This window comes from Sphingomonas sp., assembly GCF_032114135.1.
In the GTDB taxonomy this organism is placed as follows: Bacteria; Pseudomonadota; Alphaproteobacteria; order Sphingomonadales; family Sphingomonadaceae; genus Sphingomonas.
Genome location: NZ_DAMCTA010000002.1, coordinates 416,839 through 441,581 on the forward strand (window position 1 = coordinate 416,839; position 24,743 = coordinate 441,581).

General features: G+C 67.2%; 21 protein-coding genes and 1 tRNA gene. 9 read left to right on the top strand and 13 right to left on the bottom strand.

Annotated elements, in window-relative coordinates:
* Positions 1-172: 172 nt before the first annotated feature.
* Positions 173-2,572 carry a glycoside hydrolase family 3 N-terminal domain-containing protein gene (locus RT655_RS13960; RefSeq protein WP_313537833.1) on the bottom strand — a complete coding sequence of 800 codons (2,400 nt, stop codon included), beginning with the start codon at positions 2,570-2,572 and terminating at the stop codon, positions 173-175.
* A gap of 169 nt (positions 2,573-2,741) precedes the next feature.
* Here RT655_RS13960 and RT655_RS13965 point away from each other — a divergent pair, with 169 nt between their 5' ends.
* From RT655_RS13965 to RT655_RS13980, 4 genes are all read left to right on the top strand, one after another.
* Positions 2,742-3,788 (top strand): LacI family DNA-binding transcriptional regulator, encoded by a 1,047-nt coding sequence (locus tag RT655_RS13965; protein WP_313537835.1) that lies wholly within the window; start codon positions 2,742-2,744, stop codon positions 3,786-3,788.
* Positions 3,789-3,908: 120 nt separating this feature from the next.
* Positions 3,909-5,315 carry a sugar porter family MFS transporter gene (locus tag RT655_RS13970; RefSeq protein WP_313537837.1) on the top strand — a complete coding sequence of 469 codons (1,407 nt, stop codon included), beginning with the start codon at positions 3,909-3,911 and terminating at the stop codon, positions 5,313-5,315.
* Positions 5,316-5,458: 143 nt separating this feature from the next.
* A complete protein-coding gene (locus RT655_RS13975; protein ID WP_313538485.1) occupies positions 5,459-7,237 on the top strand; it encodes an IlvD/Edd family dehydratase in 1,779 nt (592 codons plus the stop codon).
* A gap of 206 nt (positions 7,238-7,443) precedes the next feature.
* The gene (locus tag RT655_RS13980; protein ID WP_313537839.1) at positions 7,444-8,076 is read left to right on the top strand and encodes a helix-turn-helix domain-containing protein; all 633 of its coding nucleotides are present in this window, start codon (positions 7,444-7,446) and stop codon (positions 8,074-8,076) included.
* A gap of 13 nt (positions 8,077-8,089) precedes the next feature.
* On the opposite strand, the gene RT655_RS13985 is transcribed toward RT655_RS13980, so the two are convergent.
* The 11 genes from RT655_RS13985 to RT655_RS14035 form a co-directional block, all read right to left on the bottom strand.
* Positions 8,090-9,862 (bottom strand): aspartyl protease family protein, encoded by a 1,773-nt coding sequence (locus tag RT655_RS13985; RefSeq protein ID WP_313537841.1) that lies wholly within the window; start codon positions 9,860-9,862, stop codon positions 8,090-8,092.
* 175 nt (positions 9,863-10,037) lie between these two features.
* Positions 10,038-10,931: an SMP-30/gluconolactonase/LRE family protein gene (locus RT655_RS13990; RefSeq protein ID WP_313537843.1), complete on the bottom strand. Its 894-nt coding sequence runs from the start codon at positions 10,929-10,931 to the stop codon at positions 10,038-10,040.
* A gap of 1 nt (position 10,932) precedes the next feature.
* Positions 10,933-11,730 carry an SDR family oxidoreductase gene (locus RT655_RS13995; protein WP_313537844.1) on the bottom strand — a complete coding sequence of 266 codons (798 nt, stop codon included), beginning with the start codon at positions 11,728-11,730 and terminating at the stop codon, positions 10,933-10,935.
* 8 nt (positions 11,731-11,738) lie between these two features.
* Positions 11,739-12,851: a fumarylacetoacetate hydrolase family protein gene (locus tag RT655_RS14000; RefSeq protein WP_313538486.1), complete on the bottom strand. Its 1,113-nt coding sequence runs from the start codon at positions 12,849-12,851 to the stop codon at positions 11,739-11,741.
* Between the two features lie 116 nt (positions 12,852-12,967).
* Positions 12,968-13,624, bottom strand: a complete 657-nt coding sequence (locus tag RT655_RS14005; RefSeq protein WP_313537846.1) for a dTMP kinase — start codon at positions 13,622-13,624, stop codon at positions 12,968-12,970.
* Between the two features lie 197 nt (positions 13,625-13,821).
* A complete protein-coding gene (locus RT655_RS14010) occupies positions 13,822-14,298 on the bottom strand; it encodes a hypothetical protein (RefSeq protein WP_313537848.1) in 477 nt (158 codons plus the stop codon).
* Positions 14,299-14,394: 96 nt separating this feature from the next.
* The gene (locus RT655_RS14015; protein WP_313537850.1) at positions 14,395-15,453 is read right to left on the bottom strand and encodes a sigma factor-like helix-turn-helix DNA-binding protein; all 1,059 of its coding nucleotides are present in this window, start codon (positions 15,451-15,453) and stop codon (positions 14,395-14,397) included.
* Between the two features lie 235 nt (positions 15,454-15,688).
* Entirely contained in the window at positions 15,689-16,756 is a 1,068-nt protein-coding gene (locus RT655_RS14020) for a peptidoglycan-binding protein (RefSeq protein ID WP_313537852.1), read from the bottom strand.
* Positions 16,753-17,184 carry a hypothetical protein gene (locus tag RT655_RS14025; RefSeq protein WP_313537854.1) on the bottom strand — a complete coding sequence of 144 codons (432 nt, stop codon included), beginning with the start codon at positions 17,182-17,184 and terminating at the stop codon, positions 16,753-16,755. Before RT655_RS14025 ends, RT655_RS14020 begins: the two co-directional genes overlap by 4 nt.
* Positions 17,181-18,548: a flagellar protein export ATPase FliI gene (fliI, locus tag RT655_RS14030; protein ID WP_313537856.1), complete on the bottom strand. Its 1,368-nt coding sequence runs from the start codon at positions 18,546-18,548 to the stop codon at positions 17,181-17,183. The genes RT655_RS14025 and fliI overlap by 4 nt, the downstream gene beginning before the upstream one ends.
* A gap of 13 nt (positions 18,549-18,561) precedes the next feature.
* Entirely contained in the window at positions 18,562-18,969 is a 408-nt protein-coding gene (locus RT655_RS14035; RefSeq protein WP_313537858.1) for a flagellar biosynthesis repressor FlbT, read from the bottom strand.
* 197 nt (positions 18,970-19,166) lie between these two features.
* Here RT655_RS14035 and RT655_RS14040 point away from each other — a divergent pair, with 197 nt between their 5' ends.
* From RT655_RS14040 to RT655_RS14050, 3 genes are read left to right on the top strand one after another with little or no spacing between them, the layout of a single operon-like run.
* Positions 19,167-20,483: a flagellar hook protein FlgE gene (locus tag RT655_RS14040; RefSeq protein WP_313537860.1), complete on the top strand. Its 1,317-nt coding sequence runs from the start codon at positions 19,167-19,169 to the stop codon at positions 20,481-20,483.
* A 28-nt stretch (positions 20,484-20,511) separates the two neighbouring features.
* Positions 20,512-22,617 (top strand): FlgK family flagellar hook-associated protein, encoded by a 2,106-nt coding sequence (locus RT655_RS14045; RefSeq protein WP_313537862.1) that lies wholly within the window; start codon positions 20,512-20,514, stop codon positions 22,615-22,617.
* A 13-nt stretch (positions 22,618-22,630) separates the two neighbouring features.
* Positions 22,631-23,536 carry a flagellin gene (locus RT655_RS14050; RefSeq protein ID WP_313537864.1) on the top strand — a complete coding sequence of 302 codons (906 nt, stop codon included), beginning with the start codon at positions 22,631-22,633 and terminating at the stop codon, positions 23,534-23,536.
* Here RT655_RS14050 and RT655_RS14055 read toward each other — a convergent pair.
* The gene (locus RT655_RS14055) at positions 23,523-24,128 is read right to left on the bottom strand and encodes a uracil-DNA glycosylase (RefSeq protein ID WP_313537866.1); all 606 of its coding nucleotides are present in this window, start codon (positions 24,126-24,128) and stop codon (positions 23,523-23,525) included. The genes RT655_RS14050 and RT655_RS14055 overlap by 14 nt on opposite strands.
* Positions 24,129-24,151: 23 nt before the next feature.
* Here RT655_RS14055 and folK point away from each other — a divergent pair, with 23 nt between their 5' ends.
* Positions 24,152-24,628, top strand: coding sequence for a 2-amino-4-hydroxy-6-hydroxymethyldihydropteridine diphosphokinase (gene folK / locus RT655_RS14060; RefSeq protein ID WP_313537868.1), 477 nt, complete (start codon positions 24,152-24,154; stop codon positions 24,626-24,628).
* Positions 24,629-24,640: 12 nt separating this feature from the next.
* Positions 24,641-24,716 (top strand) — tRNA-Lys (locus RT655_RS14065).
* Positions 24,717-24,743: the final 27 nt, after the last annotated feature.

Here is a 24,743-nt window from a genome sequence, read left to right on the forward strand (position 1 = left end):
AAACGCGCGCGGGCCTAAACTTCCTGAACTTCGGTCGGTGGCAACAGCGCCGCTCGGCGGTGCGCCACGATACGCAGCTACGAAAAATCGGCCGCCGGAAGCCGTGGCTTCGCGGACCGTCTGTCGCCAAAACGGGGACGTCAGGCTGCGGCGGTCCGCAGCCTCCCCAGCATCACCGCACCGTCAGCGTCGTGCTCTTCAGCGTCGCCGAGTCCGGGCCCGACGAGATGGTGAAGGTGCCCGGCTCGACCACGTGGCGCATCTGGCTGTTCCACAGCGCCAGATCGTCGGGCGTCAGTTCGAAGCGCACCGTCTTCTTCTCGCCCGGCTTGAGCGTCACGCGCTCGAAGCGCTTGAGCTCGAGTACCGGCCGCGTCACCGAGGCCTCGTCGTCATGGACGTAGAGCTGCACCACCTCGTCGCCGGCGACCTTGCCGGTGTTGGTCACGTCCACCTCGACCGTCGCCTTGTCGGCGATGCCGATCGTCGACGTACCCAGCCGGGGCGCTGCGATGTCGAAGCTGGTGTAGCTCAGGCCATAGCCGAAGGGGTAGAGCGGGCTGGTGTCGCCGAACAGATAACCGCGGCGCGCGCTCGGCTTCTTGTTGTAGTATATCGGCAGCTGGCCGACGTTGCGCGCCACCGACACCGGCAGCTTGCCGCCCGGATTGTACCGGCCGAACACCACGTCGGCGAGCGCGGTGCCGGTCTGCTCGCCCAGATACCACCCCTCGATCAGCGCCGGGGCCTTCTCGGCGAGGTAGTTGACTGCATAGGGGCGGCCGTTGAGCAGGATCACCACGACCGGCTTGCCGAGCGCGATCAGCTCCTGCGCCAGCTGGTCCTGTGGCCCCGGCAGATCGAGCGTCTCGCTGTCGCCGAGATGGTTATCGGCCCAGGCCTCGCGGCTCACCGCTTCGTTGCCGCCGAGCACCAGCACGACGACATCGGCGTTCTTCGCCGTCTCCAGCGCCTGGGCGCGGAGCTGGTCGTTCACCGAGGCCGGAACCTGCTTCACTTCGTCCTTCGACCATTCGCGATGGTCGGTGATGCGGATGCCCTCGGCATAGTCGACCGCGAACTTGCCCTTGCCCTCGGCCTGCATGCCCTCGAGCACGCTGACGACATGGTTGGGCAGGTCCGAATAGCCGCCGATCGGGGTATCCTTGGCGTGGGTGCCGATCACCGCCATCCGCTTGATGCCCTTGGCGTCGAGCGGCAGCAGGCCCTGCGCATTCTTGAGCAGGACGATCGATTCGCGCGCCGCCTGGCGGGAAAGCGCGATCGCTTCCGGCGTGTTGGTGCGCGCGGCCGCCAGCTTCACTTCGGGATAGGGGTTCTCGAACAGCCCGCCCTCGAACTTCATCCGCAGCACCCGGCGGGTGGCATTGTCGATCTCGCCCTGGCTGACCCTGCCTTCCTTCACCAGCTCGACGAGATGGGTGTAGGCCTCGCCGTCCGGGGTCTCGACATCCACGCCCGCGTCGAGCGCGCGCTGGGCCGCGTCCTTCGGATCCTTGAACATGTGGTGGCGGGTGATCAGCTCTCGGATCGCGAAATAGTCGCTGACCACCGCGCCTTGGAAGCCCCATTCCCCGCGCAGCACGTCGGTCAGCAGCCATTTGTTGGCGTGGCTGGGGATGCCGTCGATCTCGTTATAGCTGGCCATCACCGACATCACGGGCAGCGTCTTCACCGCCTGTTCGAAGGGCGGAAAGAAATCCTCGCGCAGCGTCCGCTCGCCGAGCGAAGCCGGGCCGACATTGGTGCCGTTCTCGGGCTGGCCATGGCCGGTCATGTGCTTGAGGGTGATGAACACTTTGTCGGACTTGAGCGGCAGCGTGGTGCCCTGGAAGCCGCGGATCGCAGCGAGGCCCATCTGGGTGACGAGATACGGGTCCTCGCCGTACGTCTCCTCGATGCGGCCCCAGCGCGGGTCTCGGGCGACGTCCACCACGGGGGCGAGCACGAGATTGGCACCGCGGGCACGGGCTTCCTTCGCCGCCATCGAGAAGATGGTCTCGACCAGCTTGGGGTCGAAGCTGCTGGCGAGGCCGATCGACTGGGGGAAGCTGGTCGCGCCGGGGGCGACCAGGCCGTGGAGCGATTCCTCGTGCATCAGCATCGGGATGCCGAGCCGGGTCTTCTCCATCGCCCATTTTTGCGCGGCATAGACGTAGCGCGCGGTTTCCTCGGGGCTGCGGTTGACGGCGCCTGCGACCGCCCCGGCCGCGCCGCCCTGGGCTGCGACGACGCCGCGGCGGTCATAGGGGCGCGAGATCATGCCGAGGCCGTTGGGGAAGCTGGCGCTCGCCTTGGCGGGATCGAACTCGCCCTTGGCGTCCTGGACCATCGCTTTGTTGAGCCACAGCGCCTGGAGCTGCTGGACTTTTTCCTCCAGCGTCATCCGCGCGAGGAGATCGTCGATGCGCGCCTCGATCGGCTGGCTGGCGTCCTTGTACAGCGGCTTGCCGGCGCGCTCGGTCTGGGCGGCGGCGGGCGGTGCGGCGACGAAGGGGGTCAGAGCGCTCGCGGCGATGGCAAGCGCGGCGACGCGACGAAAAGAGCGCATGTTCCTCTCCCTGAAGGCGGGCGACGATTCTGCCATCGCCTCTTGCCATGGTGGTAGCGCTATCAGCTATAAGGGAGCGCGACGACGCCGGTCAACCGGTGCGAGGGAGGGGGCCGCGAACGATTGCAATCGTGGTAGCGCGCACTTAAGCGTTCGTGCAGGAGGGGGGATGACCAAACCAAGCCGGCGCAGTCGGGGCAGCATTACCGTACAGGATGTGGCGCGGGAGGCAGGCGTCTCCGCCATGACCGTGTCGCGCGTCGTCAACGGCGGCACCAATGTGCGCGACGCGACTCGGGAAGCCGTGCTCGCGGCGATCGCCAAGCTCAACTATTCGCCGAACAGCGCCGCGCGCAGCCTGGCTGCAGGGGAAGCGACCCAGATCGGGCTGCTCTACTCCAACCCGTCGGCCGCCTATCTCTCGCAATTCCTGATCGGCGCGCTGGCCGCGGCGCGGCGGGCGGGGTGCCATCTCGTGCTCGAAGCCTGCGAAGGCGAGCGCGCCGAGGAACAGGCCGAGGCGACCCGCGGCTTCGTGCAGACCCATGTCCAAGGCGTGATCCTGCCGCCGCCGCTCTCCGAAGTCGGCGCGGTGCGCGACGAGCTGGAAGCGGCGGGCATTCCCTGGGTCTCGGTGGCGATGGGCCTGCCGCCCGAGGGCAGCCTCAACGTCCGGATCGACGATTTCGCCGCAGCCTGCGCGATGACGAAGCACCTGATCGACATGGGCCACCGCCATATCGGCTTCATCCGCGGCAACCCCAACCAGACCTCCAGCGCCGAGCGCTACCGGGGTTTCTGCGCCGCGATCGAGGAGGCGGGGCTGGACCTCGCCGCAATGCCGGTGGAGCAAGGCTATTTCACCTTCCGCTCGGGCATCGTCGCTAGCGAGGCGCTGCTCGACCTGCCCACCCCGCCGACCGCCATCTTCGCCAGCAATGACGACATGGCCGCAGCCGCCGTGGGCGTGGCGCACCGCCGCGGCTTGCACGTGCCGCAGGACCTGAGCGTCGTCGGGTTCGACGATACCGCGCTCGCCACGACCATGTGGCCCGAGCTCACCACTGTCCGCCAGCCGATCGCGGCGATGGCGGAGGCGGCGCTGACCATGTTGCTCGACGAGCTTCGGCCCAACGGCAAGATCGACGAGCCGGAACAAGTGCTTGCACATCAGCTCATCGTGCGCGAATCCTGCGCGCCGCCACCCCGGCGATAGGACAACGCTGGCAGAAAGTTGCGCATGCGCGCCTGCCGGCTTGCTTTTCCTGGTTGCACGGGCCAGCGTTACCGCTAACAAATCGCTCCATATTGCTGGGGTGCCTAGGAGAGGGATCGGATGAATCAGACGGCGGAGCGGGCCAATATCGGCCTGATCGGCGCCATCGTGGCCGTAGCCACGATCGGCGGATTGCTTTTCGGCTATGACAGCGGCGCGGTGAACGGCACGCAGCCGGGCCTGCAGGCGGCGTTCAACCTCGACGAGGCCGGGCTTGGCTTCACCGTCGGCTCGCTGCTGATCGGCTGCGTCGCGGGCGCCTTCTTCGCCGGCACGCTGGCGGACCAAATGGGCCGCCGCAACGTGATGCGGCTGGCCGCGCTGCTGTTCCTCGTCGGTGCGCTGGTCCAGGGCTTCGCGCACGATCACACGATCTTCGTCATCGCCCGCATCGCCGGCGGTATCGCGGTCGGCGCCGCCTCGGTGCTGTCGCCTGCCTATATCTCCGAAGTCGCCCCTGCGAACATCCGCGGCCGCATGACCACGGTGCAGCAGATCATGATCATCTCCGGCCTCACCGCCGCGTTCGTGGTCAACTATTATTTGGCAGGCGCTGCCGGTACCTCGACCAACAAGTTCTGGGCGGGCCTGGAGGCCTGGCGCTGGATGTACCTGATGCAGGCGCTGCCGGCGGCGGTGTTCCTGGTCGCCTTGTTCTTCATCCCTGAAAGCCCGCGTTTCCTGGTCGCCAAGGGGCGTACCGAGGAAGCCACCAAGGTGCTGACCGACCTGTTCGGTCCGCAGACCGCGCGCACCAAGCTGGAAGAAATCCGCGCCAGCTTCACCGCCGATCACCGCCCGAGCTTCCGCGACCTGATCGACCCGCGCACCGGCAAGATCCGCACCATCCTGTGGGCGGGCCTGGTGATCGCGGTGTTCCAGCAGCTCGTCGGCATCAACGTGATCTTCTATTACGGTTCGACGCTGTGGCAGCTGGCGGGTTTCACCGAAGCGGACTCGCTGCTGATCAACATCGTCTCGGGCGCGGTCTCAATCGCGGCCTGCCTCGTCACCATCGGCCTGGTCGACAAGATCGGCCGCAAGCCGCTGCTGCTGATCGGCTCGGCCGGCATGGCGGTGACGCTGTTCGTGCTCGTCTATGCCTTCGGCCATGGTTCGCTCGACGCGGCCGGCAAGCTGGTCCTCTCGCCCGATCTCGGCAAGACGGCGGTGATCGCCGCCAACCTGTACGTGATTTTCTTCAACGTCAGCTGGGGCCCGGTGATGTGGGTGATGCTCGGCGAGATGTTCCCGAACCAGATCCGCGGCTCGGCGCTGGCGGTGTGCGGCTTCGCCCAGTGGTTCGCCAACTATCTGATCGCGCAGAGCTTCCCGGTGATGGCATCGAAGCTCGGCCTTGCCGCCAGCTACACCTTCTACGCCGTCTGCGCGGCCGTCAGCTTCTTCCTCGTCCTGAAGTTCATCAAGGAAACCAAGGGCAAGGAACTGGAGGCAATGGAGGGGTAAAAGCCTCCAAACCCGTCCTTCTGCGCTCCCCTCCCGCTTGCGGGAGGGGCTGGGGGAGGGGATGATTACAGGCGGGAGAGGCCCGTTTCAGCCCCTCCCCCGACCCCTCCCGCAAGCGGAAGGGGAGTTTGGTTTGGGAGAATATCGTGACCCGCACGCCCGTCCGTCCGTTCCGATCGCGCGAATGGTTCGCCGCCCCCGGCCGCGCCGACATGGCCGCGCTCTACCTCGAGCGCTTCATGAACTACGGCATCACGCCCGCGGAGCTGACCTCGGGCAAGCCGATCATCGGCATCGCCCAGTCGGGCAGCGACATCGCGCCGTGCAACCGCATCCATCTGGAGACGGTGAAGCGCGCCCGCGAAGGCATCCTGGCGGCCGGCGGCATCCCGATGGAATTCCCGCTCCACCCGATCTTCGAGAATTGCCGCCGCCCGACCGCGGCGCTCGATCGCAACCTCGCCTATCTGGGCCTGGTCGAGATCCTCAACGGCTATCCGATCGACGCGGTGATCCTGACGACCGGCTGCGACAAGACCACGCCCTCGTCGCTGATGGCCGCCTCCACCGTCGACATCCCGGCGATCGTCCTGTCGGGCGGGCCGATGCTCGACGGCTGGCATGAGGGCGAGCTGGTCGGCTCGGGCACGGTGATCTGGCGCTCGCGCCGCAAGATGGCGGCGGGCGAGATCGACGAGGCCGAGTTCCTCCGCCGCGCGATGGAAAGCGCGCCGTCCTCGGGCCATTGCAACACCATGGGCACCGCCTCGACGATGAACAGCATGGCCGAGGGGCTGGGCATGAGCCTGCCCGGCTGCGCGATGATTCCGGCGCCGTACCGCGAACGCGGCCAGATCGCGTACGCAACCGGCAAGCGCATTGTCGAGATGGCCTATGAGGACCTCCGCCCCTCGAAGATCCTGACCAAGCAGAGCTTCCTCAACGCCATCAAGCTGCTGACCGCGATCGGCGGCTCGACCAACGCCCAGCCGCACCTCAACGCGATGGCCGCGCATGCCGGCATCACCATCACCCCCGAGGACTGGCAGACCGGCTATGACCTGCCGCTGATCGTCAACATGCAGCCGGCGGGGCAGTATCTCTCCGAGCGCTTCCACCGCGCCGGCGGCATCCCGGCGGTGCTCAAGCTGCTGGTCGAGGCGGGGATCCTCGACGGCAGCGTCGCGACCTGCACCGGCCGCACCATGGCCGAGAATGTCGCTGAGGCCCGCGTGCTCGACCCGGACGTGATCTTCCCGCTCGACAAGCCGCTGATGGAAAAGGCGGGGTTCTTGGTGCTCACCGGCAACCTGTTCGACATGGCGATCATGAAGACCAGCGTGATCTCGGAGGATTTCCGCGCGCGCTATCTGTGCCAGCCTGGGCATGAGGGCGTGTTCGAGGTCCGCGCGGTGGTCTTCGACGGGTCGGACGACTATCACCACCGGATCAACGATCCGGCGCTCGCCATCGACGAGAATTGCATCTTGGTAATCCGCGGCGCCGGCGTGCTGGGCTGGCCGGGTTCGGCGGAAGTCGTTAACATGCAGCCGCCCGATGCGATTCTGCAGAAGGGCATCCAGAGCCTGCCGACGCTGGGCGACGGCCGCCAGTCGGGCACGTCGGACAGCCCGTCGATCCTCAACGCCTCGCCGGAGAGCGCGGCGGGCGGGGGGCTTTCCTGGCTGCGCACTGGCGACGTGGTCCGGATCGACCTCAACCAAGGCCGGGTGGACGCACTGGTCGAGGCGGACGAGATCGCCCGCCGCAAGGGCGAGCCCGCGCCGCCGATCCCGCCGAGCAACACGCCGTGGGAAGAGCTGTACCGGGAGAAGTCGGGCCAGCTGCACGAGGGCGGCGTGCTGGAGTTCGCCACCAAGTATCGGGGTACCGGGCTGAAGGTGCCGCGGCATAATCATTGAGGCTGGGTGGGGTGGGGGCCCTGACTCACCCTCACCCTTCCGGCGCTGCGCGCCTCCCTCCCTTTCCCGCCTGCGGGAGAGGGAGGGGCCCGCTGCCGAAGGCAGTGGGAGGGTGAGGGTGACTGATGCCAGCGAAACCTCCGGCCCATTCCGGATATGGCAAGTGTCACCCGTCAGTGATAGTTAACCATCGCCAACAACGGGGGATGGACGGGGTGGACGAGACGGCACCGGCAAAGCGGCCGCGCAATGCGGCGAATACGCGGGGCGTGATCCTGGCGGCGGCCAAGACGCTGCTCGCCGAAAAAGGCTTTGCCCGCTGGGGCGTGAACGCCATCGCGCGCGCTTCGGGCTATGACAAGCAGCTGATCTACCGCTATTTCGGCGGCATGGACGGCCTCGCCGAGGCAATCGCCGCCGATGTCTCCGCCTGGATGGAAACCGCGCTGGCGCGACCGGAAAACGTGCCGCCGCCCGCCACCTATGCCGAGATGATGGCGCGTGTGGCGGTAGCGCTGCTTGATGCGCTGCGCAGCGATCCGCTGGCGCAGAAGATTCTCGCCTGGGAACTCTCTGCCCCCTCCAAGCTCGCCACCGCCTTCACCGAGGCGCGTGGCAAGGCGCTAAGCGCCTGGATCGCCCGCGAGCGGGGCACGCTGCAGCGACCGGCGGGAATCGACGCACCGGTGCTCAATGCGCTGCTGATCGCGGCGATCCAGCAGCTGGTGCTGTCGGGGGCGCAGAACGGGCGGTTCCTCGGGCTGGACCTCAGCGAGGCAGCCGGCTGGGAGCGCGTCCGCACCGGCATCGCCGGGCTGACCCGGGCGATGTTCCAATAGAGGAGGGGGCGCCTCAGCTCTTTGGCGGGGGCGCGATGCCATATTTGGCGGCGCGGGTGGCAATGTGCGGCGCGATCGCGGTCGCTGCTGCCATATCCTTCGCCGCGGCGTCGCTCTGGCCCGCCTGCGCCTCGATCACCCCGCGCAAGTAGAGCGTCCAGGCCTGGCGGGGTCGGATCGCCAGTGATGCATTGAGATCGGCGAGCGCGCCTGCCCGATTGCCCTCGCGGAACGCTACCAGACCACGGCTGTCGAGATAGGTGGCGTTGGAGGGGAGGGCGCGGACCGCCGCGTCACAATCGCTTCGCGCGCGCTTCAGGTCGCGATTGGCGAGTGCCAATGCCCAGCAGCGCCCGTTCTGTGCCTCCGCGCGATGGCCATCCTCGCGGTGGGAGGCAAGCCACAGATCATATTGGCCGATTGCCGGATCGAACGCGTCTAGCGCGGTGTAGAGATGTGCAATGCGCAGCCGCTGCATGTCCTCGCGCGGCAGTTGCCCGGCGACGAGGTCGAGGTCCTCCATTGCCCCCCGGGTATTGCCGGCACGTTCCCGCACCGCCGCGCGGGTCAGGCGTGTAGCGCTGTCGGCGGGGTCGAGCGCGAGCGAGGCGTCGAGATCGTCCATCGCGAGGATCGGGCGCCCCGCCGCCAGATAGACCAGTGCCCGCTGCCGCAGATAGCGCGAATCCTTCGGCGCCAGCCTCACCGCCTGCGAATAGGCTTCGATGGCGTGCGGCAGGTCCCGCTGCGTCTGGTACATCGCGCCGCGTTGCGCATAGCCTTCCGCGTCCAGCTGCGCGCCCGCATCAGGCGCACCCTGGGTGCTGAAGCCGCTTGCGGTATCGAGCTTCGCGGTCGTGTCGAACAGGCGGCCGCCGGTATAGGTGAAGTAGATCCGACGCTGGGCATTCGACACATAGACGCGGTGCGACACGAAATAGTCCGCGCCCAGCAGCATGTCGGTGTCGAGGTCGCCCATATCGGCGATGCGCAGCCGCACATTGTGCAGTTCCTCATTGCCGATCTTGAGCAGCTTGAAACTGGCTATCCAGCCCTGCTGCGCGCGTTTGCCGATGCCGAACGACCGCCCTGCCTGCTGCACCCCGGGATTGCCCGGCTTTACCCCCGCGCGCGCGGCCGCGCGCAGGGAGATTACCGTGCGTTCGGCACCGGTGTCGAAGATCGCCTTCAGTTTCGCACCGTCCAGTTCCACGGTGCCCACCGTGTGGTTGCGCGCCTCCTCCGTGGACTGGATCGCAAGCTCGAAGAAGGGCTTGCCTTCGGCCCAATAGGCGAAGGCGGTCTTGCCGCAATTCTTTGGCCGGAACAGCCGGACAGCGCCGCCCGGGAAATCATATTCGACGTCGGCGAGGCCAAGGACGTTCTGCCCGAGCAGCCCGGTCTGGCCGCTGTCGGACCCGCCGACCAGGAATTGGATGTTCGGAAGGTCTGCACCGGCAAGGCCGAAATGCGCGACGCGGGCTATCTGGGTGTCGGTGCTGCCGCCGATGCCGCGAAGCCGGAAGTCCGGCGGCGCGGGGGAGAGGGGAAGGTCGAGTGCCTTGGCCACCGGTTGCGGGATCATGCTGAAAAACGCACCGCTGTCCAGCAGGAAAGGCGCGGACCTGCCGTTGACGGTAGTGTCGAGGATCGGTTCGAGACCTTTCATCGTCACCTTCAGCTCGGCGATCTTGGCGAGTTGGCAGTCGCCGGCAAGTGCTGGGCTGGCACAGCTCGTCGCCAGGAGAGTGGCAATCCACAGGCGTGCGAGACGATGACCATGCATCGACAATCCCCCCCCTCGAAGCCCGCGCACGCGCGATCCTGTTTCCGGCAGGGAATAGCCTAGATGCGCAAGATGACGCGAGCCTTACACCGCACGAAGTTGGTCGCGATTGTTGCCAAGGGTGCGCGTGCGGCATCTGCCCTCCCCAGAACGGTCCCGGGGAGGAACAGGGTGGTCAGATGCCGACGCGGATCATGGGGGTCGGCTGGCCCGCCACCGTCACCCGGAAGCTGAACAGGTCGCCCGAGGTCGGCCGGGCGGCCTTGTCCTCGGCCGAGAGGTGCTTGTTGGCGGTGGTGGCGTAGACCGTCTTGAGGTCCGGGCCGCCGAACGCGATCTTGGTGATCGCATCGACTGGGAACGGCACAGTCTCCACCAGCTCCCCCGCCGGCGAATAGCGGCGCACCGCGGAGCCGGCGTAGAGGCTCACCCACACATAGCCTTCGCTGTCGACGCACGGGCCGTCCGGGAAGCCTTCGCCCTCGGCGATGCGGACGAATTCGCGGGGATTGGCCAGCGTGCCGTCTGCGGCGATGTCGCAGGCATAGATGACCTGGCCCAGCGTATCGACATGGTAGAGAATCTTGCCGTCGGGGGAGACCGCCGGGCCGTTGGTGATCGAAACCTTGGGGGTCGATGCGACACAGGTCCCGTCCGCGGCGAGGCGGTAGATGGCGCCGCTGGCGTCGCTCTCGCCATCGTCCATCGTGCCGAACCACAGGCGGCCTTCGGAATCGACGGTGCCGTCGTTCAGGCGGTTGCCGGGCAGGCCGGGTTCGGGATCGACCAGCGGGGTGAAGCTGCCGTCAGCGGGGTCGAACTTGGCAAGCCCGGTCTGCAGCCCCGCGACAAAGCCGCCGCTCGCCGCCGGGAGCGCGAAGCCCACCTGGGCGGGCGCATCCCAGCTCTGCTTGTCGCCGGTGGCGGGATCATAGCGGTGGATCTTGTGGCTCTTGATGTCGACGAACCACAGCGCGGCGTCGCGCTCCACCCACACCGGGCCTTCGAGAAGCGGGGCAGCGAGCCCCCACACGCTCTCCGGCGCCGAAACCACCACCTTGTCGGTCATCTTATCTCCAGCCTGCATCCACGAAGAACTCGTGGCTCGTTATCAGGCGTGCATCGTCGGATGCAAGGAACAGCGCCAGCGCGGCGATGTCGTCCGGCACCAGGCGGCCGGGCAGGCACTGCGCCTTGACGATCTCGGCCTCGCCCTCGGGCGTGTACCACTTCATCTGACGCGGCGTCTTGACGTTGCCGGGGACGATGCAGACCGAACGGATGCCGTCCGGGCCCAGCTCGCGCGCCAGGCTGCGGGTGAGGCCCTCGATCGCCGCCTTGGCGGTCTGGTAGAGCGTGAGTTCTTCCAGCGCGAGGTGCCAGGAGATCGAGCCGAGGTTAATGATCACGCCCGCGCGCTTGGCCTTCATCGCCGGGGTCACCGCCTGCGCCATGAAGAACTGGTGGCGCAGGTTCACGTTCATGCGATTGTCCCAGTACTCCGGGGTCACCTGCTCGATCGTGTGGCGGTCGTCATTGGCGGCGTTGTTGAGCAGCACGTCGAAGCCGCCCTCGGCCTCGATCAGCGCCTGCACCTGCGCCTGCGCGGCGCGGATGTCGGTGAGGTCGACCTTGTGGAAGCGCGGTGCGATCGCCGCGTCCGACAGGCTGGCGACCAGCGCCTTCGAATCGTCCTCGGCGATGTCGAAGAAGGTCACGTCCGCGCCCTGGCGGACGAACCCTTCGACCAGCCCGGCGCCGATCCCCGAACCACCACCGGTGATCAGGACCCGCTTGGCCCTAAGGCTCGGATAGACGGCACGCTCAGCGGCCGGAATCGGGCCCTGCTGGAGATCGGCTTGGGACATGGACACCCTTATGCGTTGGAGAGAAGGCCGCGGGCGGCGAGATTGCGCATCAGATCGCGGATGCCGAACGTCCAGGGCGCGGCGGCCTTCGACGTGGTGACGCGATTGACGAGCGTGCCGAGCTTCGGCGTCGAGATGCGGACGACATCGCCCGGCTTGTGGGTGAAGCCGCGGCCGGGATGGTCGCGATCCTGGACCGGCGCGAACAGCGTGCCGAGGAACAGCGCGAAGCCGTCCGGATACTGGTGCTCGCTCAGCGTCTGGCGGACCAGCTCGGTGGGATCGCGGCTGATCTCGCTCATCTTGTTGGTGCCGGAGAGACGATAGCCCTCCGGCCCGTCGATGGTGAGGTCGACCACCGCGCTGCGCACGTCGTCCATGGTGAAATGATCGTTGAACAGGCGGATGAACGGGCCGATCGAGGTCGAGGCGTTGTTGTCCTTCGCCTTGCCGAGCAGCAGCGCGCTGCGGCCCTCGAAGTCGCGCAGGTTGACGTCGTTGCCGAGCGCCGCGCCCTTGATGGTGCCGTTCCGATCGACGACCAGCACGACTTCCGGCTCGGGATTGTTCCAGTCGCTGTCCGAGCGGATGCCGATCTCGGCGCCCCAGCCCATCGCCGACAGCACCGGCGCCTTGGTGAACACTTCCGCGTCCGGCCCGATCGCCACTTCGAGATATTGCGACCACATGCCGGCGTCGATCAGCGCGGCCTTGAGGCTGGCGGCCTCCGGCGTGCCGGGGACGACCGAGCGGATGCCCGAGCCGACCTTGGCTTCGAGATCACCGCGGATCTCGGCGGCCTTGGCCGAATCGCCGCGGGCGCGTTCCTCGATCACGCGCTCCAGCGCCGAGACCGCGAAGGTGACGCCAGCGGCCTTGACGCATTGCAGGTCGATCGGCGCCAGGATCTGCGGTGCCGAATCGGTTCCGAGCGCGTCGACGCTGCACAGCGTTTCACCGCTGAGCGTAGCGATGTCGTCGCGCTCGAGAAGATCGGCGACGGTGGGCGCCGTTGCGGATACGTCAATCACCTGGCCATCGCGGAGGACGACCGGGCTTGGCCCGGCAGCGGTCTGCACGCGACCGATCAGGATCGCCTGCGCATGATCGGCAGGCAGCATGTCTCTAAGCGCTTCCAAGGGACCTCTCACCAATTCGTTTCGGATTGTGATAGCGCTACCATTGGCGCGCCGGCAAGGCAAATGTCAAGAAGAGCATAGCCGGGTTCCGCGCGGTTTCAAATATAAGATAAAATTTCGGCGACAATCGCGCCGGGGGGCCGCATCGCGCCGTCTTCGCTGGCGCGAACTACCTTCCACGGCCCCAACAGGTCGGCCGCGACGATCGCTTCATAATTGCCGCGGACGCGCTGCTGGAGCGCGATGTCCGCCTCATATTCGTCGAAGCTGCGGGTCGTATAGCTGCGCTGCGCCTTTTGCAGGATCATTTCGCGGGCAAGGTCCCAGGGCGTGTCGAGATAGATCGACAGGCGCGGGCGGGGGAGGGCGAACTGCCCGGTCTCGAGCGCGAGGATCCAGTCCATCAGCGCGCGGCCCTCTTCGCCGCCCAGCTTGGCGCCCTGATAGGCCATGTTCGAGGCGATGTAGCGATCGAGCACGACCACGTCATGCGTTGCCTGCGCCTCGCGCAGCGCGTCGCGCCACTCGAACCGATCGAGCGCATAAAGCACGGCGGCGGCATGCGGGGTGACCGGGACGGGGAGTTCGCCCGCGAGCATCTTGCCGATCGTCACGCCGGCGACGGTCTCGCCATAGCGCGGGAAGCCGAGCACGGTGGCGGTGCGGCCCGAGGCCTGTAGCGCCGCGCAAAGGCCGCGCGAGGCGGTGTTCTTGCCGACGCCGTCGGCGCCCTCGATCGCGATGAGTTCACCCATAGGGGCGCCATAGCATCGTGGCGGGGAATGTCACCGGGGAAGGGTGCGAAGATCCTCCCCCGGAGGGGGAGGGGGACCGTCGCCTGCGGCGGCGGTGGAGGGGTGTCCCGGCCGAAGTGATCTCCTCCGCTCCAGCGTGGACACCCCTCCGTCGCGCTTCGCGCGCCATCTCCCCTTCCAGGGGAGGATCTATCGGGTCAATGAAACGACGCCGTCTCCGGCGGGGTGCAGAGCAGCGCACAGGGGCCCTCGCCATCGAGCGGCAAAATGGCGGTGAGCGCAGCCTTGCCGCCGGCATGCTCGATCAGCCAGCCGGGCTCGGCCACGGCGGGGCGCTCGGGCGAGAAGGCGACACCGGTACCGTCGGTGATCACGCCCAGGCGGCGCGGCGGGGTGGGCCAGCGGCCCGAGAGATAGGTGATGCAGGCGCTTGCTGCGTCCTGCAGCGCGCCTTCGTCGCTGTCCTCGGGGCAGAAGCCTTCGGGGGTGGCGTCGATCTCGGCGATCAGGCGGAAATCGTCGCCGCGCCACCAGATCATCCGTAGCGAGCCATCGGTCTCGAGCTGCAGACCCAGAAAAAGCCGACCGCCGGCCGGGAGCAGCGGCTGCGCGCAGCGCACCATCTCTTCGGCCAGTTCGGTCAGCTTGTAGTTCGACCGGGGTAGCATCTGCATCGCACCTCGGCCGAGTGTCTGGGAGTTTCGGGACATTAGCGTTGTTCCGGGAAAGGGTACCCTTGCCTTATAGAACGCTTTTGCCCCGATCGGGTATCAATGCAGCGCTGCGCTGTTCGGAACCGGCGCGGCGGCGATCACGATGGCTTCCACGGTCTCGCGGTTCGCCTCGGCGGCAACCACCGTGTCGATGCTGGCGGCATCGATCGCGACGACGCCGGAGAGCAGGTTGTGCGGCAGGCTGGCGTCCGGCAGGATCGGCGTGGCGGTACGGGCAGCAGCGGCCGGCTGGCGGCGCTTGGCGGTGGCGGGCTCGCCATATTCGGCCATCACCGAGAAGCGGGGATCGGCAGCGGCGATCTCGGCGATCACCTTGGCGGCGCGCTTGGTGATCTGGCGGACGCGCTCCTTGGTCACGCCGGTCTCCATCGACAGGTCGTCGAGCGTGGCGGTCTGGAACACGCGGCGGGCGACGATCTCGCGGTCGCGCTCCAGCTTGGCTTCGAGCTTTTCCAGCTCGGCCGGATCGATGCCGTGGGTGGCGGTGCGGAGACGCGGGCCTTCGCGGCGCAGCGCGGCTTCTTCCCGCTTCGGGCGAGGACGGCGGCGGAGCTGCTCGATACCCACCTTGCGGAGGTGATCGACATAGGCCTCGATCAGCGAGGAGATCGCGCCATCGGCGAGATAGTCCGACGCGGCGCTCTCGGTGCGCTCCAGCGCGTCCTCGTCCTCGATCATCGCTTCGGGCGACATTTCGTCGCCGTCCGCCGAGGTGACCATCGCGCTGAGCGAAACGGTGGTGGCTTCGACCTTCTTCGCCGAGGGGCGCTGGTCGGTCATCAGGCGGAAGCGCAGGCTCTGCAGCTCACCGCGGATCTGCCAGTTGACGAAGGTGGTGAACTGGGCCTTTTCCGGCTCGTAGGCCTGGATGGCGCGGTGCACGGCGATGGCGCAGCACTGCTCGGCGTCGTCCCAGTGCGCGGTCAGGCCGTACTGGCGGATGAAATGGCGGATGCGGGGAGCGATCAGCTTCAGGATACGGGCGAAGGCGCGATCGATTTCCGCGCGCTGACGGTTGGTCTGCTTGCCGTCCTTGGCCGCGTTCTCGATGACGGTTTGGACTGCGGCCTCGAGAGCGATCGTGATCTTCGACATCTGTATTCCCCTGGTTCAGCGCCGGTCCGATCGTTGCGGCGCCGTCGACAGGGAGACATTTCGTCTGAAACCTTTAAAGGAGTGCTAATCCGGGCCTTAGGTAGTTTCCCGCAAAGGCACTCCCAAGCTTTATAGCACCGCCGAGTCGCGAGGTGCGACAAGTGCCGAAAAAATGATGGTTAATCTCCGTTCAGCATGGCTGAAAACGGCCAAGAAAACGGCCTAAATGGCGGTTCTACGAGGAAAATTTTTCCGGCTGGACGTGGCGATCGATAAAATCGAGTAACCATTGCCGGTGTGCGCGGGTGGCATCGCCGGCGTGCGCGATGCGCTGCTCGGCCGCGGATCCGCCGACCTGGGCGGCAAGCAATGTACGCGCCCGCTCCGCATCGATATTTCCGGCAAGAAACTTCTTTGCATCCCCCAGCCCCAAATGGTGGCCGAGATAGGCTGCCTTGGCGAGAGTTTCCGAATCGGCGCGGACATTGAGACCCGCCGATTCGAAATGTTGCAGATTGTTCTTCGCCATGTCGGCGACGCTCAGGATCGAAGCCTGGGGGTTATAGCGGAGCGCGAGCAGTTCGCTGCGGCGGGAAGGATCCACCTTGCCTTTTTCGGTGAGCCAACCGCGCGCCCTGGCGACTTCGTTCAGCCAGGTGCCGCCCTGTTCGGCAAGCGTCTGCCACGTGCCGCTGAGGAACTGGCCCAGTCCGGCCGCGCTCGAACGCGGATTGCGCGACAGCGGATTCCAGCTGCCGTCCTGCCCCTTGCCGGCTTCTGCATCGACGATCGCGGCGATCGCAGCGCGGGGGATGCCGCTGCGCGCCTCGGCAGCGGCGAGGGTATCGGCATAGCGGGCATTGTTGCCGAGGCCAGACCCGCCCGAAAGGCTACCCGCCTTGGGAAATCCGTTCGCTCCGGCCAGCGCGCTGACCACCGAGCCCGAACTGGGGAGGCCCGCGCGTTCGGCGACGGCGGCCGTGCGGCGAGCGCCGAGCGCGTCCTTGGCGCGCGCGACGATGTCGTCGGGCGCATTCTCGTCGTCGTTGCACGAGCAGGCACATTGGCACTTGCACTTGCCCTTGGCCGATTTCGGCGCCTGGGTGCCGAGCAGTTCGAGCAGCGAATCCATCGCCATGTCCGATCCGCCGCCCAGCGGCGAGCGGGTCTTCTCGCCGTCGCGGTCGCTGTCGCCGATTGCGGCGCGCCACAGCCGGGTTGAGAGCTCGGACTGTGCCTGCGCGTAGATCACGTTGGCGCGCTGCGCCGGCGTCATCGCGGCAAGGTCGGTACGGTGGATCATGCGGCCTTCACCAGCATTCGCTTGCGCTCGCGCAGAAAGCGCGCCGCGGCGATGTCATCGATTGCAGCCTGCTCGGCGGCTTCGGCTTCGCGTTCGGCGTCGGCGCGAAAGCGCTCGGCGGCGCCTTCGATCGCACGGCACGTGCCATAGGCCTCGCGTGCCAGTTCGCGCAGGTTGAGCAGGCGGGCCTGCTCGGCCACGACTTCCTCGGCGATGCGGGTCTGTGCGTGCTTGGCGGTAACGAGCCAAGCATCCGAGGCGAAGGGGAGGGCATGCGCGAGCACGCGCTCCTCGCGGACGCGAGCGACGAGGTCGCGGGCCTGATGCTCCAGTTCGGCAATGCGCTCGATCGCCGCGCCGATCTTGACCTTGAGGTCGTCAACGGTGCGTTGCTGCATGCGCAGCGCGGTATCGAACGGCGTCCTCATGCGGCGAGACCCACGTCATGGCCGTGCCCGGGATCGCCCGATGCTTCGCCGGAGAGGATCGCGGCGAGCTCGGCAAACGCCGCATCGGCATGACCCTGATCGTTCTTGCCCTGGTTGAGCAGCGCCTCGATGCGCGGCGCCAGCGCGACCGCGCGGTCGACATCGGGCGAGGACCCGGCCTTGTACGCGCCCAGCCGCACCATTTCCTCCATGTCGGCATAGGTCGACAGAAGCTTGCGCGCGGCGAGACGGACCTCGTTCTGCTCCTGCTCGAGGCAATGGGGCAGGGTACGCGACACCGATTTGAGGATGTCGATCGCGGGATAGCGGCCGCGTTCGGCGATCGCGCGGCGCATCACGACGTGGCCGTCGAGGATGCCGCGCACCGCGTCGGCGACAGGCTCGTTGTGATCGTCGCCGTCGACCAGCACGGTGAACAGGCCGGTGATCATGCCTGCGCCCGGCGCACCGGGGCCGGCGCGCTCGAGCAGGCGCGGCAGCTCCGCGAAGACGGTGGGGGTATAGCCCTTGGTTGCCGGGGGCTCGCCCGAGGCGAGGCCGATCTCGCGCTGCGCCATGGCGAAGCGGGTGACCGAGTCCATCAGGCAGAGCACGTTCAGCCCCTGGTCGCGGAAATGCTCGGCGACGGCGAGGGTGGTCCAAGCGGCCTGGCGGCGCATCAGCGCCGGCTCGTCCGAGGTGGCGACGACGACGACCGAGCGCGCCATGCCCTCGGGCCCCAGATCGTCCTCGATGAATTCCTGCACTTCGCGGCCGCGTTCGCCGATCAGCCCGATCACCGCGACGTCGCACTGAGTCCAGCGGGCGAGCATCGAGAGAAGGACCGACTTGCCGACGCCCGAACCGGCGAACAGGCCGAGCCGCTGACCGCGGCACAAGGGCACGAAGGTATCGAGGCAACGCACCCCGGTCTCGATCCGCTCGGCGACGCGCGAGCGGCCGGCGGCGGCGGGGGGCGAGGCTTTGATCGGCTGCGGATCGGCGCCGTTGACCAGCGGGCCCTGCCCGTCGACCGGGCGGCCGAGGCCGTTGATCATGCGGCCGAGCCAGGCCTTGGAGGGGCGGACGGTGAACTGGCCCGCGCCGAGCTCGGCGACCGCGCCCAGGCCGACGCCCTGCGGGTCGACGAAGGGCAGGCAGAGCGCAACGCCGCGATCGAGCGCGGTGACTTCGGCTTCCACCTTGCCGCTGGGGGACTGGATCTCGACGCGGCTGCCGATCTGCGCGACGCCGGTTAGGCCTTCGACTTCGATGAGCGCGCCGCGCACCGCCACCACGCGTCCGAAGCGACGGTCGGGGACCATCTCCTTGATCGCGCGGGCGGCACTGGCGAGCGTCTGCATCGAGGGGGCTCCTTCAGGCGGCCTGCGTCGTGGCGGTGTCAGCCGCGGCAGCAGCGTCTTCCATCGCGATCAGCTCGCGGGCGGCGGCGAGCGCCTTGTAATATTCGCCTTGCGCGAGGTCGTTGGCGAAGCGGATGCACAGTTCGCGCGCGGCGGCGGTGCCCAGGCCGGCGATCAGCAGGCTGAGCAGCTGCACCACCGCATCGTGGTGCGCATCGCGCCCGTCCGGATCGATATAGGCGAGCATCGTCGCGAAATAGAGCTGGCGGGCAGGCGTGGTCGCCTCCTCGGGCCGCATCACTTCGCGACCGCGCAGGATCGACACCATATTCTCGACGGCGATCTGGGTGCGGCCGACGGCGCGCAAGACAGCCCCGTTGACGATCGCCTTCTCACCGTCGCGGAGCGTAATGCGAAGCATGGAACGGGCCTTTCGATAAGCGTTCCTCAACTTATAGGTGCGTTCCATGCGCGGGTGGGCAAACACCCGGCAAATTTTGCCGCCCCATGCGCGGATGCGGCAAAAATCGCCCCGTCGATTTGGGCGTTGCCCGCGCCCCTCTACAATGAGGATGTCGCCGGCGTGGTATCGCGCGGGCATCTCGAGGAGTTTTGAACTTGAGCCTCTATTCCGCTCTATACGCTGGCGTTTCCGGACTGAGCGCGCAGTCGAGTGCCATGGCCACCGTCGCCGACAACATCACCAACATCAATACCGTCGCCTATAAGGGCGTCGAAGCCCAGTTCCGCACGCTAGTGACCGATGGTCGCACCTCGGCGAGCTACTCGGCAGGTGGTGTCGCGGCCGCGCCGCTCGCACAGGTTTCCAAGCAGGGCCTGCTTCAGGCTTCCGGCAGCAGCACCGATCTCGCGATCGACGGCGGCGGGTTCTTCATCACCCGCAGCGGCCTGAACCCGAACGACCCCGTCGCCTATACCCGCGCGGGTTCGTTCAAGCCGGACGAGGAAGGCTATCTTCGCAACTCCGCGGGCCTGTACCTCTATGGCTGGCGCCTGGATGCCACCGGCGGCTACACCAACACCGGCAATCTCGATACGCTGACCCCGGTCCGCCTGACCGACCTGGTCGGCACCGCAGCGCCGACCAACAAGCTGCAGGCGCACATCAACCTGCAGTCGAGCGCCGACGTCTACACGCCCGTCGGCACGCAGCCGGCCTATGCCGCCGGGAAGATGGCGGACGGCACCATCACGCCGCAATTCTCGCGTTCGTTCACCGTCTATGACTCGCAGGGCAGCAGCCACGAGGTCAAGATGTCGTTCCTCAAGACGAACGCGAACGAGTGGCAGATGGAAGCCTATGCGGTTCCGGCCACCGACGTCACCGCTACCAATGGCCTGCTGCGGTCCGGCACGGTGAAGTTCAACGGCGACGGCAGCCTCAACCTGGGTGCGTCCAGCGCGGGTCTCTTCGATCCGCTGAGCATCACCTATACCAACAGCTCCAGCTCGGTTCCGATCACGCTGGACATGGGCAAGGACGGTGCCACCAACGGCCTCACCTCGTTCGGCGATCCATCGTCGCTCGTCACCGGCGGCACCAACGGTGGCACGCTCGGCAACATCGCCGCGACCGAAGTCTCGAAGGACGGCGTGGTCAGCGCGATCTTTGACGATGGTGCGAGCCGCCAGGTGTTCCAGCTGCCGATCGCAACCTTCCCGAACCCCAACGGCCTCACCCGCATCTCGGGCAATGCCTATTCGTCCAACCGTGCGTCGGGCTCGATGACGATGAACCCGCCGGGCCAACTCGGCGCGGGCAAGGTATCGTCCAACACGCTGGAGGCCTCGACCGTCGATCTGGCGGGCGAGTTCACCAACATGATCCGCTTCCAGCGTGCCTACAGCGCTTCGTCGAAGATTATCACCACCGTCGACGACATGCTGCGCGAAGTCAGCGATCTGAAGCGCTGACGACGACTGAGGCCGGGGGACGCACGACATGGCGCTGAACGATATCCTAGGAACCGCCGCTTCCGGCCTGGCTGCTGCCCAGGCCGGATTGAAGGCGGTATCGAACAACATCGCCAATGTCGGCGTCGCCGGCTATGCCCGCGAAAAGGTCAACCTGACCACCTCGGTGATGTCGGGCAACGTCACCGGTGTTTCGGTCGGCGAGTTCGAACGCGTCGCCGATCGCTTCCTGGAAGCCACCGTCTATCGGCGGGCGGGCGACTATGGGAAGGCGGAAGTCACCTCCGGCTATCTCGACCGGCTGCAGTCGCTGCTCGGGCAGCCTGGCGCAAAGTCGGGCCTGCCGGCGCGACTGGACGCGATCAACGCCTCGGCGATCGCGATGACGGGCTCGCAATCGTCGGCCCAGACCAGCGCCGTGTTCATCGGCAACGTGTCGGACGCGATCTCGTCGATGCAGCAGATCACCAAGGACGTCGACGGGCTGCGCAGCGATGTGGAGTCCGAAGTCGGCTACTCGGTCGACAAGATCAACACGCTGCTGCAGCGCATCTACGATCTGAACGGCACCGTGTCGCAGGCGACCGGTCTCGGCCGCAACGCCAGCGGCGCCGCCGACCAGCGGATGAGCGCGATCGAAGAATTGAGCGGCATGCTCTCGGTCAACGTCCGCGACCAGCCGGACGGCCGGGTGATCATCGAAACCACCTCGGGCCAGATGCTGCTCGATACGCGGCTTCGCCAGCTCGATTACCCGAACAAGGGCTCGGGCGTCGGCAACGCCCAGGCGACCTATCCGGACATCTCGATCCGCTTCTCGGACAAGAACGGCAACCAGGGCGCGCTGACCGGCGAGAAGCTGGATTCGGCAGCCGTCGGCGGCAAGCTGGGCGGCCTGCTCGATCTGCGCGATCGGGCCCTGCCTTCTTTCTCTGAGCAAATGGGCGTCGTCTTCAGCGGCCTTTCCGAAGCGCTGAACGCTGTGTCCAATGAAGGTACCACCATGCCGCCGCCCGCCAGCCTCACCGGCCGGCAGACGGGTCTGGTGAGCACTGATCGGCTGGGCTTCACGGGCAAGGCCACCTTCGCGGTAGCCAGCGCCTCCGGCACGCTCGTCGCCAAGACGGAGATCGATTTCGACGCGCTCGGCCCGGGCGCGACGGTGAACGACATGGTCACCACGATCAACGCCGGGCTGGGCGGTGCCGCCACCGCCAGCTTCACCGACGGCGTGTTGAAGCTCACCGCCGCGGGCGCAGGCAACGGCGTGGCGATCTCGCAATCGGCAACCACGCCGAGCAGCCGCGCCGGTGTCGGCGTGTCGCAATATTTCGGCATGAACGATCTGATCCGCAGCGACAGCAGCACGCTGGTGCCGACCGGCTTCACGGCGGCGGATCCGCATGGTTTCACTACCGGCCAGAGCGCGCAGGTGATTCTGCGCGATTCCTCGGGCCTCGCGCTGACCAGCTACACGATGCAGCCTACCACCGGCGGCACGATGGGCGACGTCATTACCGAGCTCAACGGCAGCGATCTCGGCAAGTTCGGCGCTTTCTCGCTGGATAGCCGCGGGCGTGTCCGGTTCGCGCCGGCGAGCGGCCTCTCCGGCGCTTCGCTGCAGATCGCCACCGATTCGACCGATCGCTTCGCCAGCGGGCGCACCTTCTCCTCCTTGTCCGGTCTCAGCGGGATCAATAGCGGACTGGACGTGGGGCAGGTCCGCAACGACATCGTCAACAATCCGTCGCAGCTGCCGCTGGCGCGTATCGACACGAGCGTCGCTGTGGGCACCAAGGCAGTAGGCTCGGGCGATACCCGCGGGGCCACCGCCTTCGCTGACAAGCTGGCGGCCACGCTGGACCTCGGGAAGGATGGCGTCGTCACCGTGGGACGCTTCTCGACCGCGCTGCTCGGCCGTGCCGGCCTGGAAGCCAGCCAGGCCCAGAACCGCTTTGACGATGCCGGCGCGCGAAAGTCCGACGCGGTCAACCGCCGCGACAGCTATTCGGGCGTCAACATCGACGAGGAACTCTCGCAGATGGTCGTCTTGCAGAATAGCTATTCGGCCGCGGCGCGCGTGATGAGCACCGCCACGCAGATGTACGATACGCTTCTTCAGATGGTCCGTTAAGGGGAGCCGACCCATGACCCGTGTTGCCACCATTCCGCTCCAGCGCACCATGGCCAGCGCCATCTCGAGCGCGCAGGAAAAGCTCGCGATCACGCAGAAGCAGCTTTCCACCGGCAAGAAGGCGACCGATTTCGCGTCGCTGGGTACCGAAGCCGTGCGCAACCTTTCGGCGCATACGCTGCTCGAGCAGCAGAAGGCGCAGTCGAACGTGTCCAAGCGCGTTGGCACCACCATGTCGCTGTACCAGGGCCACATCGAGGGCGTGCAGACCGCGAACACGGCGCTGCGCCAGCAGATTCTGACCGCGATCGGCACCGGTCAGTCGTCGGGTCTGCAGCAGGCGATGGAAAGCGCCTTTGCGCAGATGCGTTCCTCGCTGAACGCCACAGAAGGCGGCGTGCCGCTGTTCGGGGGCTCGCAGACGGACGGCGCGCCTTTCTCGGTCTCAACGCTCGCCGATGCCGCGACCGTACCGGCCGATCAGGCGTTCCACGACGACAACGTGCTCGCCACCGCGCGCGTCGCCGATGGTCTCGACGTCCAGTATGGCGTCAACGCCAGCTCGTTCGGCTCTGGTCTGTACGATGCCTATCGGGCGATGGCGCAGATCGGCCCGATCGGCGACAAGCTCACCGACGCGCAGGTCACCGCGCTCCAGGGCGTCGTGACCAAGATGGACTCTGGCCTGAAGCAGCTCGGCGCCGTCAACGCGGACAACGGCCGCAAGCAGAGCCAGGTCGAAGATCTGACCAAGCGCGGTGAGGAGCGTTCGCTGTTGTTGCAGCAGGTGATCGAGGACAATGAGGACGCCGATCTTGGGCAGGTCGCGATCGACCTGTCGCAGCAGAAGACCGTGCTCGAAGCGAGCTATTCGGTATTCTCGCAGCTCTCCAGCCTGAGCCTCGTCAAATATCTCTGAGCGCGATCGCGCGCTCGAACACCGCGGTCAGCATCGGCTCGGTCAGCCGGCCGATGCTCTGATTGTACCGCGACACGTGATAGCTATCGAGCACCGTCTGCCCCTTCGGCAGGCGGTGCTCGCCGCCGTGCGCGAAGCGTGCCTTGGGCAGCTTGCCGCCCAGCGCCTTCACTGCCGACTGATGGGCGATCTCGCCCAGCGCCACGACGATCGGCGCGCGCAACTGGCCGGCGAGGAATGGCCGGCAGGCATGGATCTCGGCCGGGGTAGGGCGGTTCTCCGGCGGCAGGCAGCGGACCGCGTTCAGAATCTGCACGCCCTTGGGCTCCCCGGCCTCGGCCAGCCCCAATTTTTCCAGCACCGCGAAGAGCAATGTACCGGAATCGTCGCCGGTGAAGGCGCGGCCCGTGCGGTTGGCACCCGTCCGTCCCGGAGCCAGGCCCACAATGGCGATGGTCGCTGCCGGATCGCCGAGCATCGGCACCGGCGCGTTCCACCATTCCGGCTGTTCGGTCCGCAATTGGGTGCGCAGCGCGACGAGGCGGGGGCAGAGCGGACAGTCGCGATCGGGTTCGGGGCTTGGCGTGGACATAAGGTGGCGATAGGCGCGGGGGCGTGCCCGTCACAAGCTACATCGTCGCCCTGGGATCGAACCGTCGCGGCCGCCATGGCGGCCCGCGAGACGAGGTGCGCGCGGCACTGGCGGTGATCGGCGGCGTGCAGGCGGTTTCACGCATCCACGAGACGGCGCCGCTGGGCCCCTCGATCCGCCGCTTCGCCAACGCGGTAGCTGCGATCGAGACCGACGAGGCGCCCGACGATCTGCTGCGCAGGCTGAAGGGAATCGAGCGCGCATTCGGCCGCCGGCGCGGCCAGCGCTGGGCGGCGCGGGTGGTCGATCTCGACATCGTGCTGTGGTCGGGTGGCTGCTGGACCAGCCCGACGTTGACGATTCCGCACCGCCTGTATCGCGCGCGCCGTTTCGTGCTGGCCCCGTTGGCAGAGGTGGCACCGCGCTGGCGCGATCCGGTGACAGGTCGCACGGCGCTTACGTTGCTGCACGCGGTTGACCGGCGGCGCCCCTGCGCCTAGGTGGCGGAATGTGGGTCCGTAGCTCAGTCGGTAGAGCAAGCGACTTTTAATCGAGAGGTCATGGGTTCGAATCCCATCGGACCCACCACCGAAGCCTCGAAATCAACGCGTTGCA

Coding starts and splice junctions, on each gene's coding strand:
- RT655_RS14000 (WP_313538486.1), bottom strand. CDS start 12,851: ATGCTGCCTGCCGATCATGCGCAGGCGATCCTGATCGGTCGCGTGCAG.
- RT655_RS13990 (WP_313537843.1), bottom strand. CDS start 10,931: ATGACCGACAAGGTGGTGGTTTCGGCGCCGGAGAGCGTGTGGGGGCTC.
- RT655_RS14025 (WP_313537854.1), bottom strand. CDS start 17,184: ATGAGGACGCCGTTCGATACCGCGCTGCGCATGCAGCAACGCACCGTT.
- fliI (WP_313537856.1), bottom strand. CDS start 18,548: ATGCAGACGCTCGCCAGTGCCGCCCGCGCGATCAAGGAGATGGTCCCC.
- RT655_RS14010 (WP_313537848.1), bottom strand. CDS start 14,298: ATGCAGATGCTACCCCGGTCGAACTACAAGCTGACCGAACTGGCCGAA.
- RT655_RS14005 (WP_313537846.1), bottom strand. CDS start 13,624: ATGGGTGAACTCATCGCGATCGAGGGCGCCGACGGCGTCGGCAAGAAC.
- RT655_RS13980 (WP_313537839.1), top strand. CDS start 7,444: ATGGACGGGGTGGACGAGACGGCACCGGCAAAGCGGCCGCGCAATGCG.
- RT655_RS14015 (WP_313537850.1), bottom strand. CDS start 15,453: ATGTCGAAGATCACGATCGCTCTCGAGGCCGCAGTCCAAACCGTCATC.
- RT655_RS13965 (WP_313537835.1), top strand. CDS start 2,742: ATGACCAAACCAAGCCGGCGCAGTCGGGGCAGCATTACCGTACAGGAT.
- RT655_RS14035 (WP_313537858.1), bottom strand. CDS start 18,969: ATGCTTCGCATTACGCTCCGCGACGGTGAGAAGGCGATCGTCAACGGG.
- RT655_RS14020 (WP_313537852.1), bottom strand. CDS start 16,756: ATGATCCACCGTACCGACCTTGCCGCGATGACGCCGGCGCAGCGCGCC.
- RT655_RS14055 (WP_313537866.1), bottom strand. CDS start 24,128: ATGTCCACGCCAAGCCCCGAACCCGATCGCGACTGTCCGCTCTGCCCC.
- RT655_RS13970 (WP_313537837.1), top strand. CDS start 3,909: ATGAATCAGACGGCGGAGCGGGCCAATATCGGCCTGATCGGCGCCATC.
- RT655_RS13985 (WP_313537841.1), bottom strand. CDS start 9,862: ATGCATGGTCATCGTCTCGCACGCCTGTGGATTGCCACTCTCCTGGCG.
- RT655_RS14045 (WP_313537862.1), top strand. CDS start 20,512: ATGGCGCTGAACGATATCCTAGGAACCGCCGCTTCCGGCCTGGCTGCT.
- RT655_RS13995 (WP_313537844.1), bottom strand. CDS start 11,730: ATGTCCCAAGCCGATCTCCAGCAGGGCCCGATTCCGGCCGCTGAGCGT.
- RT655_RS14050 (WP_313537864.1), top strand. CDS start 22,631: ATGACCCGTGTTGCCACCATTCCGCTCCAGCGCACCATGGCCAGCGCC.
- RT655_RS13960 (WP_313537833.1), bottom strand. CDS start 2,572: ATGCGCTCTTTTCGTCGCGTCGCCGCGCTTGCCATCGCCGCGAGCGCT.